Source organism: Sphingomonas sp. Leaf17 (assembly GCF_001421505.1).
Taxonomy (GTDB): Bacteria; Pseudomonadota; Alphaproteobacteria; order Sphingomonadales; family Sphingomonadaceae; genus Sphingomonas.
In genome coordinates this window covers 144,546-164,440 of record NZ_LMKL01000004.1, presented here as the reverse complement: position 1 = coordinate 164,440, position 19,895 = coordinate 144,546, and the positions used below count along the sequence as shown (strand labels likewise).

The following is a 19,895-nucleotide window of genomic DNA, read 5'->3' as shown; positions in this document are numbered from 1 at the left end:
GATCCTGTCGATCCGGCCTAGCCAGTGCGGACCCCGGGGCTATATTCGCCGGCATGGCCGATATCATGCGCGACACCCCCGCCCTTCCAACCGTCACCCGTCGGGAGGACTATACGCCCCCCGCCTGGCTGGTCCCGACGGTCGATCTCGGCTTCACGCTCGACCCGGCCAAAACGCGCGTCACGGCACGGCTCGACGTCCGGCGCAACGGCGACAGCGACGCCCCGCTGCGACTCGACGGCGCCCGCCAGCCAGTGATCGCGGTTCGGGTCGATGGCGTCGTCTTCAACGATTTCCGGCTGGAGGGTGACGACCTGGTCATCCCGCTGACCGGCGACGCGCACATTGTCGAAACCGAGGTCGAGATCGCGCCCGAGCGCAACACGCAACTGATGGGCCTGTATGCCAGCGGCGGTAATCTGTGCACCCAGTGCGAGGCGGAGGGGTTCCGCCGCATCACCTATTTCCCCGACCGCCCCGACGTCCTGAGCATCTATCGCGTGCGGATGAGCGCGGACCGCGCCCGCCTCCCGGTGCTGCTGGCCAATGGCGATCCGGTCGCGCATGGGTCTGACGAGGATGGTCGCCACTGGGCGGATTGGCACGACCCCTTCCCCAAGCCGAGTTATCTCTTCGCGCTGGTCGCCGGCGATCTTGCGGTCAACCGCGACACATTCACGACGCGATCGGGCCGCACCGTCGATCTGGGCATCTGGGTACGCGCGCGCGATCTGGCCCGCACGAGCCACGCCCTGGATGCGCTCAAGACCGCGATGGCGTGGGACGAGCGGGTCTATGGCCGTGAATATGACCTGGACGTGTTCAACATCGTCGCGGTCGACGACTTCAATTTCGGCGCCATGGAAAACAAGGGGCTGAACATCTTCAACAGCCGCTACATCCTGGCCGACCCCGACACCGCGACCGATTATGATTACGACGCGATCGCCGCCGTCGTCGCGCATGAATATTTCCACAACTGGTCGGGCAACCGGATCACCTGCCGTGACTGGTTCCAGCTGTCGCTGAAGGAAGGATTCACCGTCTATCGCGATCAGGGCTTTTCCGCCGATCAGGGGTCGGCGGCGGTCAAGCGGATCGAGGATGTCCGTAGCTTGCGCGCCGCCCAGTTCCCCGAGGACGCAGGGCCGCTTGCGCATCCGGTCCGACCGGAAAGCTATATCGAGATCAGCAACTTCTACACCTCGACCATCTACAACAAGGGGGCCGAGCTGGTCCGGATGCTGGCGACGATGCTGGGACCGGTGGCGTTCCGTGCCGGCACCGACCTGTATTTCGACCGCTTCGACGGCACCGCCGCGACGTGCGAGGATTTCGTCGCCTCGCTGGAGGAGGCAAGCGGCGTGGACCTGACCCAGTTCCGACTCTGGTACGCACAGGCAGGCACACCGCGCATCTCGGCCAGCCTGACGCACGAGGCCGGCGGCGGTCGCGCCACCCTGCAACTGGCGCAGCATGTACCCGCAACGCCGGGCCAGCCGCACAAGTCGCCGATGGTCATCCCGCTGAAGGTCCGGCTGTTCGGCGCGGAAACCGGTCGTGCGCTGGCCGACGAACAGCTGATCCTGCTGACCGACACCGCCGAGACGATCGTGTTCGAGGCGGTGACCGAGCGGCCCGTCCTGTCGATCAACCGCGGCTTTTCCGCGCCCGTCGTGATCGACAGCGATCGCACGCCGGGTGAACTGGCCTTCCTGAGCGCGCATGACGACGACCCCTTCGCCCGGTACGAGGCGATGCAGCAGCTGATGCTGGATACACTGGTCGCAGGGGCATTGGGCAGCCCCGTCGATCATACCGCCGTGATCGACGCGGTCGCCGCCACGCTGGACGATACGACGCTGGACCCGGCCTTCGTCGCCGAGGCAGTGCTCCTGCCGTCCGACAGCTTCGTCGGCGATCAGTTGAGCGTGGTCGACCCCGACGCGATCTTCGCCGCGCGCGAGGCGCTCCGCCACGACCTTGGCCGCGCCCTGTCGGAATCGTGGCGCGCGGCCTATGCGGTGCCGGTCGGCCCCTACAGCTATTCGCCGGAGGCCAAGGGCCGTCGTCGCCTGCGCAACGTCGCGCTCGGCTATATCGCCGCCAGCGGTGCCGATGATGCCGATGCGCTGGCCTATGCCCAGTTCGAGGCGGCCGACAACATGACCGACCGTCAGGCCGCGCTGACCACGCTGGTCGGCGGCGGGTCGCCACTGCGCGATACCGCGGTCGCCACCTTCTACAATCGCTATGCCGACAATGGGCTGGTCATCGACAAGTGGTTCCAGACCCAGGCCCTGTCGCCGCGCGCCGACACCGGCGCGGTGGTCGCCGGCCTTGCCCGCCATCCGGACTTCACGCTGTCCAACCCGAACCGGGCACGGTCGCTGATCGGCGCCTTCGCGGTGAACCAGCGCGCTTTCCATGCGCTGGACGCGGCGGGTAAAGGACCGGGCTATCGTTTCCTGGCCGACCAGCTGATCGCGCTCGACCGGCTCAATCCGCAGACCGCCGCCAAGCTGCTCCCCCCGCTTGACCGCTGGCGGCGGTTCGATCCTGTCCGGTCGGCGTTGATGAAGGCCGAACTGGAACGGATCGTCGCGACGCCGGGCCTGTCGAAGGATCTGTTCGAGCAGGCCTCAAAAAGTCTGGAATAATTTCCCGGACGGCGGGCGTCAGAACAATCGTCCGCCATTCGGCACCGCGCGTTCCGGCGACACCAGCACGACGTCTCCAGCCGCGTCGGGAAAGCCAAGCGTCAGCACCTCCGAGCGCATCGGCCCGATCTGGCGCGGCGGAAAATTGACGACCGCCGCGACCTGCCGCCCGATCAGGGTAGCAGCGGTGTAATGCACGGTGATCTGCGCCGACGACCGCTTCACCCCGATCTCCGGGCCGAAATCAATCGTCAGCTTCCACGCGGGTTTGCGCGCCTGCGGAAACGGATCGACCGCGACGATCGTGCCGACGCGGATGTCGACCCGGGCAAAATCATCATAGGCGATCATCAGAAGTCGACATTCGCATAGTGCGAGGTCGGGCCGATCAGCTCCATCCGCTCAGCCAGCAGCGGCCGGAAGCTGGGCCGGCTTTTCAGCCCGCGATACCAGCGCGCGGTCTGTTCGTGGCCCTTCCAGTCGATGCCGCCCAGATAATCCACGACCGAGATCTGCGCGGCGGCCGCCAGATCGGCCAGGCTGAAGGTGCTGCCCGCCATCCAGTTGCGATGGTCGAGCAGATAGTCGGTGTAATCGAGATGCCCGACCGCCGCCTTCATCGACTCACGCAGAGCCTTGGCATCGGGCGATCCGGCCTTGGACACGCGCTTGATAACGCGTTCGTGCAGCAGGGGGCCGGTGACGTCGCGGTAGAATTGCGTGTCGAACCACGACACCAGTCGGCGAATCTCCGCGCGATTGGTCGCGGTGCCGTTGATCGTCGCCGATGCCTCGACCGTTTCCTCGAAATACTCGCAGATCGCCATCGAATCGATCAACAGGATTCCGCGCGATTCATCGGCCATCACCGGGGTCTGGCCGGTCGGGTTCATGTCGAGAAACTCGTCCCGCCGCTCCCACGGCGATTCGCGGACCAGGTCATAACCTATGCCCTTTTCGCCCAGCTGGAGCCGGATCTTGCGCGAAAAGGGGCAGAGCGGAAATTGATAGAGTTGCCACATGCCGCAGGGTCTAGGGCCATGGCCCGACTCCGACAATGGCCGGCTTTACCGGAATTGCGGCATCACCCCGCCCGCGCGGTCAGCGCCGCCGCGGCTTCCGCCATCAGCGTCGCGATGATGTCGGCGATCGGCTCTTCCTTCGTGACCATGCCGACCGACTGGCCGGCCATGACCGATCCGTTGTCGATATCGCCGTCGATCACCGCGCGGCGCAGCGCGCCGGCCCAGTAATGCTCGATCTGCAACTGCGCCTCCAGCATCTCGACCTTGCCGCCGTCGAGCAGCAGGGCGACTTCGCGCTGCTTCGCGCCGAACAGTTCGCCCGCCGCATTTTTCAGCGCGCGGACCGGGATGACCGGCAGGCGCGGGTCGATCTGGATGCTTGCCACCGCGTCACGGGCCGACGCGCGGATGAACGCCTTCTTGAAATTGGGATGCGCGATCGATTCGGTCGCGCAGACGAACCGCGTGCCGAGCTGCACACCCGCCGCGCCCATGTCGAGATAGCCGGCGATGGCCTCGCCCCGGCCGATGCCGCCGGCGACGAAGACGGGAACGTCGTTGGCGATGGTCGGCAGCATTTCCTGCGCCAGCACACTGGTCGAGACAGGCCCGATATGCCCACCGGCCTCCATCCCCTCGATCACCAGCGCGTCGACGCCGCTGCGGATCAGCTTCTTGGCCATCGCCAGCGTCGGCGCGAAGCAGATGACCTTCGCGCCGGAGGCCTTGATCGCCTCAAGGCTACCCTTGGGCGGCAGCCCACCGGCCAGCACGACATGCCCGACCTTGTGCCTGGCGCAGACGTCGATCAGCTCGAACAGTGCTGGGTGCATGGTGATGAGGTTCACGCCGAACGGCTTGTCCGTCATCGCCCGCGTCGCGGCGATCTCGGTATCGAGCAGCGCCGGCGTCATCGCCCCGCACGCGATCACGCCGAAGCCGCCCGCGTTGGACATCGCCGACACCAGATGCCGCTCGCTGACCCACGACATCGCGCCCGCCATGATCGCGACCTCGGACCCGAGGAATGCAGCCCCGCGCGCCATGCGGCGGGCAAGACGGTCCTCGCCACTGGCGAGGCGAGCGGAATCGTGGGCGGCGGGCGCGAGCGTATCGGTCATGACCGCGCTCATGCCCGTCCCGGCCCGCGCCCGCAAGCGACAGCGGGTTCTAGGCGGCGTCTTCGGCATCCAGCCCGTACGCCGTGTGCAGTACGCGTACGGCGAGTTCGGTATAATCCTCCTCGATCAGCACGCTGACCTTGATCTCCGACGTGGCGATGGCGAGGATGTTGATGCCCCGGTCGCCCAGCGTCGAGAACATCGTGGCGGCGACGCCCGCATGGCTGCGCATCCCGACCCCGACGACCGACACCTTGGCGACGCGCGTGTCATGGACGAGGCTGTCGAAACCGATATCGCCCTTCGCCTTGTCCAGCACGTCGAGCGAGCGGGCCAGATCGGCGGCGGGCACGGTGAAGGTCACATCGGTCGAGCCTGTCGAGTGCGCGACGTTCTGCACGATCATGTCGACGTTGATGCCGGCATCGGCCAGCGGCGCGAAGATCGCCGCGACCGATCCGGGCCGGTCGCTGACCTGGGTCAGCGTGATCTTCGCCTCGTTCTTGTCGTGGGCGATACCGGTGATGAGCTGGCGTTCCATGTCGTCGACTTCCTCTTCGCCCACGATGAGCGTTCCGCGGTGGCCATCCTCGTCCTTGCTGTCGTCGAACGACGACAACACCCGGACACGGACATTTTCCTTCATCGCCAGACCGACCGAGCGCGTCTGCAGCACCTTGGCGCCGACGCTGGCCAGTTCAAGCATCTCCTCATACGTCACCTTGCCCAGCTTGCGCGCGCGCGGCACGATGCGGGGGTCGGTCGTGTAGACGCCGTCAACGTCGGTGTAGATGTCGCAGCGTTCGGCCTTCATCGCCGCCGCGACCGCGACCGCGGACGTGTCCGACCCGCCACGCCCCAGCGTCGTCACGCGGCCGCCGTCGGTCACGCCCTGGAAACCGGGGATGACCGCGACGACGCCGTCCGACAGGCTGGCGTTCAGCGCACCCATGTCGATCTCGCCGATCCGAGCGGAGGCGTGTGCGTCCGACGTGCTGATCGGCAACTGCCAGCCGAGCCACGACCGCGCGGGCACGCCTGCCGCCTGCAACGCGATGGCCAGCAGGCCACTGGTGATCTGTTCGCCCGCCGAGACGACGACGTCATATTCCTGCGCGTCGTACAGCGGCGACGCCTCGCGGCAGAAGCCGACCAGCCGGTCGGTCTCGCCCGCCATCGCCGACACGACGACCGCGACCTGGTTGCCGGCGTCCACCTCGCGCTTCACGCGCGCCGCGACATTGCGGATACGTTCGATTCCGGCCATCGACGTGCCGCCGAACTTCATCACGATCCGCGCCATAGTGCCGCCAAACTCCTTGGGTCAAAGCGGCCTGCCTGATAGGTAGCGCGCATGACGATGGCAAGCGACACCAGCAACACAACCGTAACGATCAACCCGAGCGAGGCCGCGCATTTCGGGACGATGGCCGCCGACTGGTGGGATCCCAGGGGATCGTCGGCGATGCTGCACAAGCTGAACCCGGTCCGCCTCGGCTATATCCGGGGTCAGGTCGACCTGCACTGGTCGGGCAACGGCACCGGCTTCACGCCGCTGGCGGGCCGCACCGCGCTTGATGTCGGCTGCGGGGCCGGGCTGTTGTGCGAGCCACTCGCCCGGCTGGGCGCGGCCGTGACCGGCATCGACGCCGCGCCGGAGAATATCGCGGTCGCCGAAGCGCATGCCGCCAGCGTCGGCCTGACCATCGACTACCGCGCGGGCGGCATTGAATCGATCGGCGACCAGCGGTTCGACCTCGTCACCAGCCTTGAGGTGATCGAGCATGTCAGCGATCAGGCCGGCTTCGTGCGCGGGCTTGCCGGCGCACTGGCGGCGGGTGGACTGATGATCCTGTCGACCCCCAACCGTACCCCCCTGTCGCGTCTGGCGATCGTCACGCTGGCGGAAGGCACCGGGCGTATCCCGCGCGGCACCCACGACTGGGACCGTTTCCTGACACCGGAGGATCTGACCGCGCTGCTCGACGCCGCCGGCATGACCGTCGTCGACACGCGCGGCCTGGGGTTCAGCCCGGCCACCGGTTTCACGCTCGGCAATTCCACCGCGCTCGATTATTTCGTCACGGCAATCAGGCGGTAGGCCAAGGGGAGCGCAACCGGCGCGACGGTTTCGTTAACCCTCTCGTTAACGCTTCGGCCGTAAACCGACGGCATCATCGTCGAAAAGGCCGATCCGTGCGTATCACCGAACTGCATCCTGCACCGACCGCCGCCGAACCGCTGGAGATCCCGGACGCGCTGCTGGCCAGCGTCACCCGCCACCAGGCCCATCTGGTCGACCTCATCGCCACCCTGAAGGCGGCGGGTCTTGACGACGCCATGGTCGAATCCAGCGTTCGCACGCTGGTCGACAGCTATGCCGACGAACTGACGGTCGCAATCCGCGGCATCATGAAGGGTCCGCATGATGAATGACGCGCAGCTTCTGGATGACGACGCCCGCATCGCCGCCCTGCGCCGGCTCGACGTGCTCGACAGCGCGGTCGAAAAGCCGTTCGAGAAGATCGTCACGCTGGTGCGCACGATCCTGGCCGTCCCGATCGCCACGGTCACGCTGGTCGATCGCGACCGTCAGTGGTTCAAGGCGCAACGCGGCCTCGACGTGCAGGAAACGCCGCGCTCGGTTTCGTTCTGCACCCACACCATCCAGCAACGCGACCCGCTCATCATCGAGGACGCGCATCTCGATCCGCGCTTCGCCGACAGTCCGCTGGTCATGGGTCCGCCCTATATCCGCAGCTATGCCGGCATTCCGCTGCGCACGCCCGAGGGGTATAATGTCGGGTCGCTGTGCGCGATGGATACGCGCAGCCGGCGATTCAGCCCGGCCGACATCGCCATCCTGTCCAATTTCGCGAACATCGTCTGCGACGAACTCGAACTTCGCATGATCGCGCAGGTCGACCATTTGACCGGCGCGCTGACCCGCCGCGGGTTCGTCGAGCAGGCCGAGCGGGAGATTGCCCGGTCGCGGCGCAGCGACCGCCCGACGACGCTGGTGATGCTGGACGTCGATCATTTCAAATCGGTCAATGATACCCACGGCCATGTGATCGGCGATCAGGTCCTGCACCAGATCGCGAAGATCGCCGGCGCGACCCTGCGGCCGATCGACGTCTTTGGCCGGATCGGTGGCGAGGAGTTCGCGATCCTCTTGCCCGAAACCGGCGCGGACGAGGCGATGCTGGTGGCGGAGCGCATGCGCCGCGCGATCGCGGACCACCCGATGCGGCTGCCCGCCGGCGACCGCATCCATGTCACCGCCAGCTTCGGCGTGGCTGCGCTGACCCCGGCCGTCAGCACCGTGACCGCGTGGCTGGAGCGCGCCGATACGATGCTCTACGCGGCGAAATCGGCGGGTCGCAACTGCACCCGGCTGGCGGACCCGGCGTGACCGCTGCCCGACCCGCCCGGTCGGCGCTCATCCCATCACATTGCGCCCGCGCCGCACGACCGCCCGGTGGCCGATGCTCGCGCCCAGACCGCGTGTCCTGATCGAATCGACGAACACCCAGTCGTTGGTCACCTGATCGGGGGTCAGCGTGATCGCCATGTAGCCCCGGCGGCTGGTGTCGCACCATTTCAGTTCCGGGTTGGCCGCGACCAGCCCGCGCGCCACCAGCTTCGGATCGACCGACAGCGCGGATTCGAACCCCGGCGACGTCACGCCCTGCCCCGCGAACTCCACGCCCGCCGCGCGACCGTCCTGCGCCAGATCATAGGCCCAGGCATTATGGCTGTCGCCCGACAGCACGATCAGGTTCGCGCCCGCCGCTTGCGCCCCCCGCAGGAACCGCGCGCGCGCCGCCGGATAGCCACCCCAATTGTCGAAATTGAACGGCAGGCCGACTTTCGCCGCCGCGATCCCGCGCTCGACATAGCCGCGCGCGCGGTCGTTGGCTGGGTTCAGCCAGCCGCCGGCATCCGCCGGCATGTCGGTCTGACCCATGATCGTGCCAAACCCCGCCAGTTGCCAGCGCACGCCCGCCGTCACGCTGGCGCGCATCCCCTGGGTCAGCCAGCTTTCCTGCTGCGTCCCCATCATCGTCGCCGCCGGGTCCATCCAGGCCCCGTCGCGAAACGCCGTCAGCGCGGCGACGGGATCGGCCTGTGTGAACATCGGACTCAGGTCGGGTTGTTCGGTCCGGCTGAGCAACCGCGTTTCGGTGCGGAACAGCGTGGCAAGCGTGCCGATGTCATACGCCTTCCACGGCTCGTCGCTGACCGGCATCCATTCGCGATACGCCTGGATCGCCGCCGCCTTGCGCGCATTCCAGTCGCCTTCCGTCCCCGGCGTGTGGTTTTCCGCACCGCCCTCCCACGAATCATTGGCCGATTCATGGTCATCCCACTGCACGATCATCGGCAGCTTCGCGTGCAGCGCCTGCAGGTCGGGATCGGCGCGGTAGCTGGCGTAGCGAAGCCGGTAATCGGCCAGCGCGACTATCTCATGCTGCGGCTCGGGCAGGCGCCCGGCCACCGTGTCCTTCAGCGCCGGATAGCCGCCCGGCGCATATTCGTAGAAATAGTCACCGAGATGGATGGCGAGATCAAGGTCGTCGCGCGCGGCCGCATGACCATAGGCGTTGAACCAGCCAAAGGCGAGATTCGAGCACGAGAAGATCGCCGCCCGGAACGCCACGACGCCACCCTCGGGCAGCGTCCTGGTCGTGCCGATCGCCGATTTCGTGCCGTCCGGCGCGATGAATCGATAGTGATAGGTACGGCCAGGCTTCAGCCCGTCGACGGTGATCTTGACCGTATGATCGCGCCACGGCCCGGTCTGCATGACGCCCCCGCCGGCGATCGTCGCGAAATCGGCGCGCTCGGCCAGTTCGACCCGCACGTCGATTGCGCCGTCACCGGTCGTGGGCACATAGCGCGTCCACAGCAGCACCGATGTCGCCGCCGGTTCGCCGCTGGCGACGCCGTGGCTGAATCCGCGCAACACGCCCACGACGGGCACCGCCGCGAAACCGGGAATGGCGAACGCGCCCAGACCCAGCGTTCCGGTGGCGATCAGCGAGCGACGGTCGATGGGTAACGACATGGGATCATCCTTGGTACGCGTGGGACGAACCAGGCCGTGGCCGCGGCATGTGAAGCGCGTATGACAGCCGCACCGGCCAACCCGATCGTTGCGACCGGCGCGTTTCGACCGTAGGCCCTGCCGGCATGACCCGCCCCCTATGACCCGCCCCTGTCCCGTCTGGATCTGGCTCACGCTCGCCCTCGTGGCAGTTCTGCTCGCGTGGTTGCGGCCGATCGACCATGACGAAAGCCAGTATGTCGCGGCCGCGATGCTCAGCGCGGCCGGGGGGCTGCCCTACCGCGATTACGCCTATCTCCAGACGCCGCTGCAACCGCTGCTGTTCGCGCCGGTGGCGGCCATCGCCGGGGCATGGACATGGCCGGCATTGCGGGTCGTGAACGCGCTGCTCGGCATCGTCGCCATTGCCTGCATCCACCGGGCGGCGCGGGTCGCCGGTGCGGCCCCCACGCCCGCGCTGGCGGCGGCCTTGCTGTTCGCCGGCACCGACATCCTGTTGTTCAGCATCGGCACCGCCCGCAACGACGCGCTGCCGGTCGCGTTGCTTGCCGCGGCGCTGGTCGGCATCGTCCGCCTCGAACGCGGAGATACGGGGCGTCGGCTTGTCGTGGGTGTCGGCTTTGCCCTGGCGGCGGCGGCAGCGGCGAAGGTGTCCTATGCCCTGCCGGCCATCGCCTATGGCGCGTACCTGCTGGTCCGCCGTCCCCGCGTGGCCGCGTGGCTGTCACTCGGCGCGCTGCCGATGGTCGCGCTGGTCGGCGCGTTGTGGGCTACTGCGCCCGGGGGCTTCATATTCGGCACGCTGACCTTCCCGGCGCGTGCGCCTGCCGAATATTACGCCGCCCGCCCGTGGAAACTGTCGCTCGCCGCCAAGGGCATCGACACGTTGAAGTTCCTGGCACTCGGCGCGGCCCTGCCCGCGATCTGGATCGTCGCGCGCCAGTGGCGGACGCCGGGCCGGCGCGTGATGCAGGCGCTGGCACTCGCGGGCCTGGTCGCGGCGCTGATGCCCGAACCGACGTGGCGACAATATCTGCTGCCGGCCCTGCCGCCGCTGTTCGTGCTGCTGGCAATGGTCTGGACGCACGAGCCACCCGGCCAACGCACCCGCGGTCTGTTGGTGGTTTTCGCAATCGCCGGTCTGGTGCCGTCGATCCTCGCGCTGACCCGCACGGGTACGTCGATGGGCTATGCCGCGTCGCAGGGAGCCTTGGTGAAGCAGGCGATGGACACAGCCGGCGTTCGCGGCCCCGTCGCGACTCTCTCGCCGCAGATTCTCGCCGCCACCGGTCGCCTGCCCGATCCGGTGTTCGCGACCGGCCCGTTCTATTTCCGCAGCCGCGCGCTGCTCGATGCGGCGGCGGAACGCCGGTTGCACCTGATGTCGGGCGACCGTCCCCGGCTCGTCGCACCCGCCGTCCTGACCGGCGGCGAAGGCGCGTGGAGCAGCGGCGACGACGCGCTCGACGCCAGACTGGCGAAGGCAGCCCGTGCGGCTGGCTACCGCGAAGTCCCGGCCGGACGCTGGCGACTGTTCGTCCGGCCGTGAGGATCAGTGCTTTGGCAACATTTGCGCGGTAGGCACCGTCGCGCACCATCGCCCGCGCCGGAGCATCATTTGCCATGACACCGTCGACCCGTCTTGCCGCCGCGCTTGCTCCGGCCCTGCTCCTGCTTGGATGCGGCGGCGGCAGTGGCGAGGATCCGGACCCGATCGCGGTCGTCCCAACGCCCGCCCCGACTCCGGCACCGGCCCCGGCGCCCACGCCAACCCCGACTCCGACCCCGGTCGCCTCGACCCGGTGGACCCCGGTGGTCGGCGACACCTGGCAGTGGCAGTTGAGCGGGACGATCAACACCGGCTACGACGTCCGCGTCTACGACGTCGATCTGGTCGATGTACCGCAGCAGGCCATCACCCGCCTGCACGCGCAGGGCCGCCGCGTCGTCTGCTATTTCTCGGCCGGCTCCGCTGAAAACTTCCGCGCCGATTTCGGCAGCTTCCTGCCGACCGACCTCGGCAATCCGCTGGATGGCTGGCCCGGCGAACGCTGGCTCGACATCCGGTCGGACAGCGTCCGTGCGGTCATGCGTCGCCGCCTGGACCTGGCCGTCACCAAGGGCTGCGACGGGGTCGAGCCGGACAATGTCGATGGTTATGCCAACAGCAACGGCCTGCGCCTGACCGCCGCCGACCAACTCCGCTACAACCGCTTTCTCGCGACAGAGGCGCACAGCCGGGGTCTCGCCGTCGCACTGAAGAACGATCTGGACCAGGTCGCCGCGCTCGCCCCCGATTTCGACTTCGCGGTGAACGAGCAATGCCACGAGTTTGCCGAATGTGACGCGCTGAGGCCCTTCATCGCCGCCGGCAAGCCGGTGTTCAACGCCGAATATGCCAGCCGCTACCAGAGCAACAGCGGCGGCGCGCGGACCTCGCTGTGCGCCACGGCCCGTGCCGACTCGTTCCGGACACTGATCCTGCCGCTCGAACTGGACGACCGGTCCCGCTTCAGCTGCGACTAGGCCGCCCGGTCGCGATTTGCCGCGACCAGTCCGGCATAATAGTCCATCAGTTCGACCGCATGTTCCCGGTCGCTGCGGACGCGGCCGGCGGCGACGATCGCCGCGCGACGCAGCAGTTCGGGGTCGCGGTCGCGCATCCGTCCGATCGCCAGCGCCGCCGACGCGGCACTGCGCGCCTCGTACAGTTCCGCCGCCGCCGGTTCGGCCACCTCGGCGCAACCGCCGGTGTCGGGTACGATCAGCGGCAGGCCGGACGCCATCGCCTCTGACGCCACCAGTCCGAACGGCTCGGCCTCCGCACCGTGAATCAGCGCGTCGCTGCTCGCCATGATCCGCGCCAGCCGTTCGCGGTCATACACCGGGCGGAACATGCGGATGTGCGGGCTGCCGGCGATCCGCTTGGCCATGTTGTCGCTGTCGACGCCGGTACCGATCAGGATCAGCCCGACCGGCAGGGTCGTGCCCGCCCGCTCGGCCGCGTCGATCACCACGCCCCAGCGCTTTTCGGGATGGTGCCGCCCAAGCCCCAGCAGCAGCATTCCCTCGGGCGGCAGGTCGCATTGCCGCAGGAGCGCCGCGCGGAGTGCCTCGTCGCGCAGATCGGGCGAAAAATGCCCACGTTCGATGCCCAGCGGCATTGCCGCGTCGATCCGCATGCCGCGCGCACGCAACCGCTTTTCCAGCGCTGGTCCATTGGTGACCACCGCGTCATATTTGTCGAGAAAGCGGCTCATGTACCGCGTGTACCAGCCGAATGCGCGTTCGATCCGCTCATGGCTGGCCAAGCCTTCGAACCAGCGCTGCGCATAGGCGGCGACATTGTCGTTGTGCATGAAGTAGGATTTGACCGCCCGCCCCTGCCAGTCACCGACGAACCACGCGGGCTTCCACGGCGAACAGCATTCGACCACGTCGGGGTCGAGCGCATCGAGCTGATCGGTCACCTGCTCGCGGTCCCAGAACAGGCCGTAATTGTCGTCAAACGGCAGGTCGGGAGACTTCAGATAGCGGATCTGCCCACCGCCGGGTCGATCCTCGATCCGGTCCTCCTTGCCCGGTGCCAGGACGATCAGTTCATGACCCAGCTCGGCCAGGATACCCATCTTGCGGTCGATATAGGTCCGGACGCCGCCGCCGGTCGGCGAATAGAGTTCGTTGACGTCGACGATACGCACCCGGTCAGCCCCTCAATCGCCGACCGGTCCAAACCCGCCAAGCCCGCGCAGATACTGGGCGCGGATATTGGTGACGGCAACCCCGTTGCCCACGTCGATCAGCGCCTCCTTCAGCTTCGGGCGCTGGCGGCCCAGCTTCACGTTGCTCGGAAAGCCGGCCCCGTCGGACCAGAAGTTGAACTTGTTCTTGCCGTCGCGGTCGTGCGTGAACAACAAGGCATAGCGCCCGGGACGCGGCACGCGGATGCACAGCGATGTCGCGCCGCTGGCCGGCGTGGGCACGCGCACCCGCCGGAACGTCTTGCCCGCGGCGATCAGGTCACGGTCGTCTTTCAGGAAATCTTCCTCGGTCGCCGGATACAGCTCCAGCTTCAGCTCGCCCTTGCGATCCTTCAGCCCGCTGATGTTCGCCTGGATCGCCGGCGCGCCAGCGGCGCAAGCCGCCGCATCGCTGCCAAGCGTCCCTTGCGCCCGCGCGCCGGCCGGGACGGACGCCAGGGTCGCGGTCAGCGCAGCCCCCAGTGCGATGCGATACATACCATTCATGCCGTTTTCCTCGTCACGATGCCGTAAAGGCCGAAGCCGACGATCAGCACCACATGGACCAGCAGGGTCAGCGCCGCCGTGAAGGCGATCAGCTCGGACAATGCCTGATCCTGACCGATCAATATGATCGCGAAGTTGGCGAAAAGAAGGTCCTTGTTGGGCACCAGCGGCAACCGCGACACCAGCAGACGTCCGGCCGCCAGCAACAGCCACATGCCGACCGACACGTCGGGCATCGCGAAATGCCACGCCAGCGCGATCAGCAGCGAGCCGGCGGCCAGCCGGACGCAGTGGATGGCGAACACCACCCACAATTCACGCCGCGGCAACGAAAAGACGCGCTTGGAAAAGATCAGGAACGGCAGCGAGGTCGCAAAGACAACCGCGGCCGATCCCATCAGCTTCTGCAACTGGTCCGGCGTCAGCAGCTTGTGCCCAAGCGGCAGGGCGATCGCGATCATGGCCAGGGTAATCGCGTTACCCGCGATCGCCGACAGGATGCTGACATCCTTCACCGCCCCGAAGGGGGCCGCCACCATCTTCGCCTTGGCTCGTGCCCAGGCATAGAAATACGCCTCGCCCGAATAGCTGAACAGGACGTCGTTCGCGATCCGCTTCTTCAGCAGCGCGGCAAGGCCGGATACCGGGATGGTCCACAGCCGCCGGAAAATGATGAAATCGCCGGTCGGCAGCGACATGTAGAGCATCGCGAAACAGACATAGAAGGCCGGGCTGCGCGGTACCGACCGGTTCAGACCGGCAAGCCCCGATCCGAACAGCTCGCGCCCCAGGCCGACGACCATCGCCACCGTCACCAGCGCACCGATATAGGCCGGCCAGCGACGACGGATCGCCTTGACCGGTTCCAGCCCGGCGATATCGGTGATGGCATGGCTGGATGGCGCGGCGGTGGCTCCGCCTTCGCTGGCGGGTGCGGTCATCGGTGGTCGTTCGGGCTGGTCAACTCGCACCCTTGGCTGGTTTCCGTTTGTACAATGCCCCCGCGGTCATCTGCCGTAGCGGGGGATCGTTTCGCCCGCAACAGCCCCGCCGAACGGGCATCCCGGCACAGACACGCCGATTATGGTTTCTTTCAGCGGCAATCTGGGCTGTATCATGGCAGCTTGCCTTCCGCCGATCCGTCACCCGCCCGCCATATCCTTACCTATGCCCGCACGCTGGATGGCGGCGGGGTGGAGCGCGCGCAACTTCGGCTGGCGCGGCAATGGCTTGCGCTTGGGCGGCGTGTCACGCTGGTCGTCGGAAACGCACGCGGACCACTGGCCGCCGACCTGCCGCCGGGTCTGGCCGTGATCGACCTGGACATGCCGGACTATGCCGCGCTGTTGCGCCGCCTGCCCGCGATCGTGGCGACGGAGCGGCCCGATATCGTGTTCTGCGCCGGAAATTATTACACCGGCATCGCGTTATGGCTGCGACTCCGATCGAGTCTGCGTCGACACGCTATGGTCCCGCCGATCGTCGCCAAGATGTCCAACGCCCCCGATCGCGGCGATCATGGCCGCGTCGCCGGCGCGGTCCATGCGGGGTGGCTGGCGCTGCACGGATCGTTCCTCGATCATCTGGTCGCGATGACCCCGGCGACCGCGACCGCCGCCACGCGCGCCACCCGCATGACCGGGCGCGTGACGGTCATCCCCAACCCGCCGGCGGTGCCAAAAGCGGATGCACCCCTGCCACCGCTTCCCGCCGGCCGCTTCATCCTCGGCGTCGGTCGGCTCGCGCCGCAGAAGCGGTGGGACCGGCTGATCGCGGCATTCGCCGACCTATCGACGCCCGACGTGGCGCTGGTCATCCTTGGCGATGGCGACGACCGGGCGGCGATCGTCGATCAGGCGCGGCGGCTCGGCCTCGCCGACCGCGTCCATCTGCCCGGCCATGCCGCCGATCCGATGCCGGTGATGGCCCGCGCGGCGCTGCTCGCCCTCACGTCCGATTACGAAGGCGTCCCGGGCGTGCTGCGCGAGGCACTGGCCATGGGCACGCCGGTCGTCACGACCGACTCCAGCGACTCTATTCCCGAGATCGTCACCGAAACGGCGCTTGGCAGCATCGTCGCCCGCGACGATCACGCCGGGCTGGTCGCGGCCTTGCAGCAATGGCTTGTATCAGGCGCGATTCGCCCGGCGCCCGTCGCGCAGCCCGGCACGGATTCCGCCGCGCGCTATCTCGCGCTGTTCGACCGACTGGTCGCGGATCGCCAGTCTCGCTGACGCGCGCTACTCCAGCAGGCGCGGCCCTTCCTTGGCCAGCTTGCCGCGGATCTTGTCGGCGAACAGCGCGAGGAACGGCGGCAAATCCACGACCGCGTGCACCTTGTCCTCCGCGATATCCAGCCGCGCGGCGATACGCTGCCCCATCCCCTCGACCGTGAACGACAGGCTGTCGCCGGTCCATGCATGCTGCGTCACCGATCCGCCGGGAATGAAATCGGCCAGCTTGCCGAAGCCCTGCTCGACCCGCCGACGGGCTTCCGCCTTGCCGAGTTTGTGGGGAATATCGACAGTGACGGGTTCGGACACGGGCAAGACCTTCTGCAATAACAACGTTGCCGGTATATCGGTGGCCGGGTCGGCCGCGACAACCGCCGTCCGGGCCATCCCTCTGGCGCGGCGGATCGACCGGGCGTATCGCGGCGGTCATAAATCGTTTCTGGAGTATCCCGTCGATGTCGCGTCGTTCCGCATCCATGCTCGCCGCCGCCCTCCTGACCACCGTCGCTGCCCCGGCGCTGGCGCAAACCATGCCGTCCGGCGTCGACAAGACCGCCTTCGACACGACGGTGAAGCCGGGCGATGATTTCGAGGACTATGCCAACGGCGCATGGCGCGCGCGGACCGAAATTCCCGCAGACCGGTCCTCGACCGGCATCTTCCTGACCGTTTCGAAAATCGCCGAGGAACGCAACGCCGCGATCATCGCCGATGCGGCCAGGGCCAGCGCCGCCACCGGCACGGACCAGCGCCGCATCGCCGATTACTACACAGGCTTCATGGACACCGCCGGTATCGAGGCGCGCGGGCTGAAGCCGCTAAAGGCCGATCTCGCCGCCATCGACGCCCTGAAAACCAAGGGCCAGCTGTCGCGGATGCTCGGCGCGAACATCCGCGCCGACGTCGATCCGCTGAACGCGACCGATTTCGGCACCCAGAACCTGTTCGGCCTGTTCGTCAGCCAGTCGTTCAACGATCCGACGAAGTCCGTCCCCTATGTCCTTCAGGGCGGCCTCGGCCTGCCCGACCGCGATTATTACCTGTCGGACGAACCGGCGATGGCGGAGGTCCGGCGCGGCTACCTCGCCTACGTCACGCAGATCTTCGGGCTTGCCGGCCTGAGCGATCCCGCCGCCCGCGCCGCCCGCGTCGTGGCACTGGAAACGAAGATCGCGCGAGAACAGTCCTCGCTGATCGACAGCCAGGACGCGCACAAGGCGAACAACCCGTGGAGTCTCGGTGACTTCCCGATGAAGGCCCCCGGCATCGACTGGAACGCCTTCTGGCCGGCGGCGAACCTCGGCAATCAGGCGCAGTTCATCGTCTGGCAGCCGGCGGCCGTCACCGGCCTGTCGGCGCTGGTCGGCAGCCAGCCGATCGCCGACTGGCAGGACTGGCTGCGCTTCCACCGGATCAACGAGGTCACGTCGGTCCTGCCCAAGGCGTATGACGACGCCGCCTTCGCCTTCTACGGCAAGGAACTGAGCGGAACGCCCGCGCAGCGTCCGCGCGACAAGCGGGCGCAGGGTGCGGTCAACGGCGCGCTCGGCGACGCGATGGGCAGGATCTATGTCCAGCGCTACTTCCCCGCCTCGTCCAAGGCGGACATCCAGACGATGGTGAAGAACATTCTCGCCGCCTTCGACGCGCGCGTCGCCGCGCTCGACTGGATGGCACCCGCCACCAAGGCCGAAGCGCGCCGGAAGATCGAAACGATGGTCGTCGGCGTCGGCTATCCCGAGACGTGGCGCAGCTATGCCGCGCTCGATATCCGCGCCGACGACCCCGTGGGCAATCTGCGCCGCGCACAGACCGCCGAGACGAAGCACCAGCTCGCCAAGATCGGCGCGCCGGTCGATCGCCGCGAATGGTGGATGGTGCCGCAGACCGTCAACGCGGTGAACCTGCCGCTCCAGAACGCGCTGAACTTCCCCGCCGCCATCCTCGAAGCGCCGTTCTACGATCCGAAGCGCGACGCGGCGTCGAATTACGGCGCCATCGGCGCGGTCATCGGTCACGAGATCAGCCACGGCTTCGACAATCTGGGGGCCGATTTCGACGCCAGCGGTCGCCTGCGCAACTGGTGGACCAAAGAGGATCTGGCCCGGTTCGAGGCGCAAGGGTCCGCGCTGGTGAAACAGTATGACGCGTATGAGGCGTTGCCCGGCCTGCACGTCAACGGCACGCTGACGCTGGGCGAAAACATTGCCGACGTGGCCGGCCTGGCGGCGGCGGTCGCGGCCTATCACGCATCGCTTGGCGGCAAGCCCATGCCGGTGATCGACGGCATGACCGGCGACCAGCGCCTGTTCCTGTCCTTCGCCCAGACCTGGGCCGCCAAGGCGCGCGACAAGGTGATCCGCGCCGGGATCGCCGGCGACGTCCACGCGCCCGCCCGGTTCCGCGCGCAGACGGTCCGCAACATCGACGACTGGTACACCGCCTTCGACGTGAAGCCCGGCGACGCGCTGTATCTCGCCCCCGACAAACGCGTGAAGGTCTGGTGACGGGGTCGCGGCGGCCGGCTCGTGCCGATTGTCCGCCGCTCCGCCCCGACAAGCCCAACTTGGCCCCGACCGATAAAATGCAAGCTGCATTCTGCGTCTACGCTGCTATTTCGGCGCAGTTGCGGCGAGCCTGATCGGTCCGCCACCCAATCGCACCAAAGGCCGCGCGAGCGATACGCGCAAGGCCGTCGCCTGAAGGAACGATATCGCATGACCACGCCAACCCCGCTGCCCGAATCGGCGGCGCTGACGATCGAGACCGTCGAGCGCGTCCATCACTGGAACGAGCATCTGTTCAGCTTCGCGCTGTCGCGGCCGGCCAGCTTCCGGTTCCGTTCGGGCGAGTTCATCATGCTGGGCCTGCACGACGGCAAGAAGCCGTTGCTGCGGGCCTATTCGATCGCCAGCCCGTCCTATGACGAGCATATCGAGTTCCTGTCGATCAAGGTCGAGGACGGCCCGCTGACCTCGCGCCTGCAAAAGATCGTCCCCGGCGATCAGGTCTATCTCGGCAAGAAGCCGGTCGGCACACTCGTCGCCGACGCGCTGCTGCCGGGCAAGCGGCTGTTCCTGCTGTCGACCGGCACCGGTCTTGCCCCGTTCATGAGCGTCGCGCGCGACCCCGACATCTATGACCGCTTCGACGAGGTCATCATCGTCCACTCGGTCCGCCGCGTAAACGATCTGGCATACCGCGAGATGCTCGAATCACGGCTGGCCGACGATCCGCTGGTCGGCGAGGAGGCGGCGACCCGTTTTCACTACGTCCCGACCGTCACCCGCGAACCGTTCCACACCAGCGGCCGCATCGACGCGCTGATCGAGGACGGCACGCTGTTCAAGGGCGTGAGCGGACCCGCAAAGTTCGATCCGTTCCACGACCGCATCATGATGTGCGGCAGCAACGCGATGATCCACGACATGGGCAAGCGGTTCGAGGCGATGGGCTTCGACGAAGGCTCGAACGCGCAGCCGGGCGCGTATGTGATCGAGAAGGCGTTCGTGGGGTAAAAGGCCTGCGCCATACGGT

The 19,895-nt window shown here is 67.5% G+C and carries 18 protein-coding genes; 9 read left to right on the top strand and 9 right to left on the bottom strand.

Annotated elements, in window-relative coordinates:
- The first annotated feature begins 53 nt into the window (after window positions 1-53).
- Window positions 54-2,660 carry an aminopeptidase N gene (pepN, locus tag ASE75_RS04950; protein WP_055929874.1) on the top strand — a complete coding sequence of 869 codons (2,607 nt, stop codon included), beginning with the start codon at window positions 54-56 and terminating at the stop codon, window positions 2,658-2,660.
- A gap of 18 nt (window positions 2,661-2,678) precedes the next feature.
- On the opposite strand, the gene ASE75_RS04945 is transcribed toward pepN, so the two are convergent.
- The 4 genes from ASE75_RS04945 to ASE75_RS04930 form a co-directional block, all read right to left on the bottom strand.
- A complete protein-coding gene (locus ASE75_RS04945; RefSeq protein WP_055929870.1) occupies window positions 2,679-3,011 on the bottom strand; it encodes a tRNA-binding protein in 333 nt (110 codons plus the stop codon).
- The gene (locus ASE75_RS04940; protein WP_055929867.1) at window positions 3,011-3,682 is read right to left on the bottom strand and encodes a glutathione S-transferase family protein; all 672 of its coding nucleotides are present in this window, start codon (window positions 3,680-3,682) and stop codon (window positions 3,011-3,013) included. The genes ASE75_RS04945 and ASE75_RS04940 overlap by 1 nt, the downstream gene beginning before the upstream one ends.
- 62 nt (window positions 3,683-3,744) lie before the next feature.
- Window positions 3,745-4,731, bottom strand: a complete 987-nt coding sequence (locus ASE75_RS04935; RefSeq protein ID WP_055930992.1) for an NAD(P)H-dependent flavin oxidoreductase — start codon at window positions 4,729-4,731, stop codon at window positions 3,745-3,747.
- A 124-nt stretch (window positions 4,732-4,855) separates the two neighbouring features.
- Window positions 4,856-6,109: an aspartate kinase gene (locus ASE75_RS04930; protein ID WP_055929864.1), complete on the bottom strand. Its 1,254-nt coding sequence runs from the start codon at window positions 6,107-6,109 to the stop codon at window positions 4,856-4,858.
- A gap of 57 nt (window positions 6,110-6,166) precedes the next feature.
- Here ASE75_RS04930 and ubiG point away from each other — a divergent pair, with 57 nt between their 5' ends.
- From ubiG to ASE75_RS04915, 3 genes are all read left to right on the top strand, one after another.
- A complete protein-coding gene (gene ubiG, locus ASE75_RS04925) occupies window positions 6,167-6,907 on the top strand; it encodes a bifunctional 2-polyprenyl-6-hydroxyphenol methylase/3-demethylubiquinol 3-O-methyltransferase UbiG (protein WP_082463838.1) in 741 nt (246 codons plus the stop codon).
- A gap of 95 nt (window positions 6,908-7,002) precedes the next feature.
- A complete protein-coding gene (locus ASE75_RS04920; protein ID WP_055929861.1) occupies window positions 7,003-7,242 on the top strand; it encodes a hypothetical protein in 240 nt (79 codons plus the stop codon).
- On the top strand, window positions 7,235-8,221 hold the full coding sequence (locus tag ASE75_RS04915) for a GGDEF domain-containing protein (protein WP_055929858.1): 987 nt from the start codon (window positions 7,235-7,237) through the stop codon (window positions 8,219-8,221). Before ASE75_RS04920 ends, ASE75_RS04915 begins: the two co-directional genes overlap by 8 nt.
- A 27-nt stretch (window positions 8,222-8,248) precedes the next feature.
- Here the strand turns inward: ASE75_RS04915 and ASE75_RS04910 are convergent, their stop codons facing one another.
- The gene (locus ASE75_RS04910) at window positions 8,249-9,877 is read right to left on the bottom strand and encodes an alkaline phosphatase D family protein (protein ID WP_055929855.1); all 1,629 of its coding nucleotides are present in this window, start codon (window positions 9,875-9,877) and stop codon (window positions 8,249-8,251) included.
- Window positions 9,878-10,016: 139 nt separating this feature from the next.
- Between ASE75_RS04910 and ASE75_RS04905 the strand changes: the two genes are divergently transcribed.
- Window positions 10,017-11,426 carry a glycosyltransferase family 39 protein gene (locus tag ASE75_RS04905; RefSeq protein ID WP_055929851.1) on the top strand — a complete coding sequence of 470 codons (1,410 nt, stop codon included), beginning with the start codon at window positions 10,017-10,019 and terminating at the stop codon, window positions 11,424-11,426.
- 74 nt (window positions 11,427-11,500) lie between these two features.
- Window positions 11,501-12,403, top strand: coding sequence for an endo alpha-1,4 polygalactosaminidase (locus tag ASE75_RS04900; protein WP_055929848.1), 903 nt, complete (start codon window positions 11,501-11,503; stop codon window positions 12,401-12,403).
- Here ASE75_RS04900 and ASE75_RS04895 read toward each other — a convergent pair.
- From ASE75_RS04895 to ASE75_RS04885, 3 genes are read right to left on the bottom strand one after another with little or no spacing between them, the layout of a single operon-like run.
- Complete coding sequence (locus ASE75_RS04895; RefSeq protein WP_055929845.1) at window positions 12,400-13,578, bottom strand: glycosyltransferase; 1,179 nt, start codon at window positions 13,576-13,578, stop codon at window positions 12,400-12,402. The two genes, ASE75_RS04900 and ASE75_RS04895, sit on opposite strands and share 4 nt — an antisense overlap.
- A gap of 12 nt (window positions 13,579-13,590) precedes the next feature.
- On the bottom strand, window positions 13,591-14,115 hold the full coding sequence (locus tag ASE75_RS04890; RefSeq protein WP_082463817.1) for a DUF2141 domain-containing protein: 525 nt from the start codon (window positions 14,113-14,115) through the stop codon (window positions 13,591-13,593).
- A gap of 5 nt (window positions 14,116-14,120) precedes the next feature.
- Window positions 14,121-15,065: a hypothetical protein gene (locus tag ASE75_RS04885; protein WP_055929842.1), complete on the bottom strand. Its 945-nt coding sequence runs from the start codon at window positions 15,063-15,065 to the stop codon at window positions 14,121-14,123.
- Between the two features lie 183 nt (window positions 15,066-15,248).
- Between ASE75_RS04885 and ASE75_RS04880 the strand changes: the two genes are divergently transcribed.
- Window positions 15,249-16,358, top strand: coding sequence for a glycosyltransferase (locus ASE75_RS04880; protein ID WP_055929839.1), 1,110 nt, complete (start codon window positions 15,249-15,251; stop codon window positions 16,356-16,358).
- A gap of 6 nt (window positions 16,359-16,364) precedes the next feature.
- On the opposite strand, the gene ASE75_RS04875 is transcribed toward ASE75_RS04880, so the two are convergent.
- Entirely contained in the window at window positions 16,365-16,667 is a 303-nt protein-coding gene (locus tag ASE75_RS04875; protein ID WP_055930984.1) for a polyhydroxyalkanoic acid system family protein, read from the bottom strand.
- A 146-nt stretch (window positions 16,668-16,813) separates the two neighbouring features.
- Here ASE75_RS04875 and ASE75_RS04870 point away from each other — a divergent pair, with 146 nt between their 5' ends.
- Both ASE75_RS04870 and ASE75_RS04865 read left to right on the top strand, forming a co-directional pair.
- Window positions 16,814-18,865 carry a M13 family metallopeptidase gene (locus ASE75_RS04870; RefSeq protein ID WP_055929836.1) on the top strand — a complete coding sequence of 684 codons (2,052 nt, stop codon included), beginning with the start codon at window positions 16,814-16,816 and terminating at the stop codon, window positions 18,863-18,865.
- A gap of 210 nt (window positions 18,866-19,075) precedes the next feature.
- On the top strand, window positions 19,076-19,876 hold the full coding sequence (locus ASE75_RS04865) for a ferredoxin--NADP reductase (RefSeq protein WP_055929833.1): 801 nt from the start codon (window positions 19,076-19,078) through the stop codon (window positions 19,874-19,876).
- Window positions 19,877-19,895 lie beyond the last annotated feature (19 nt).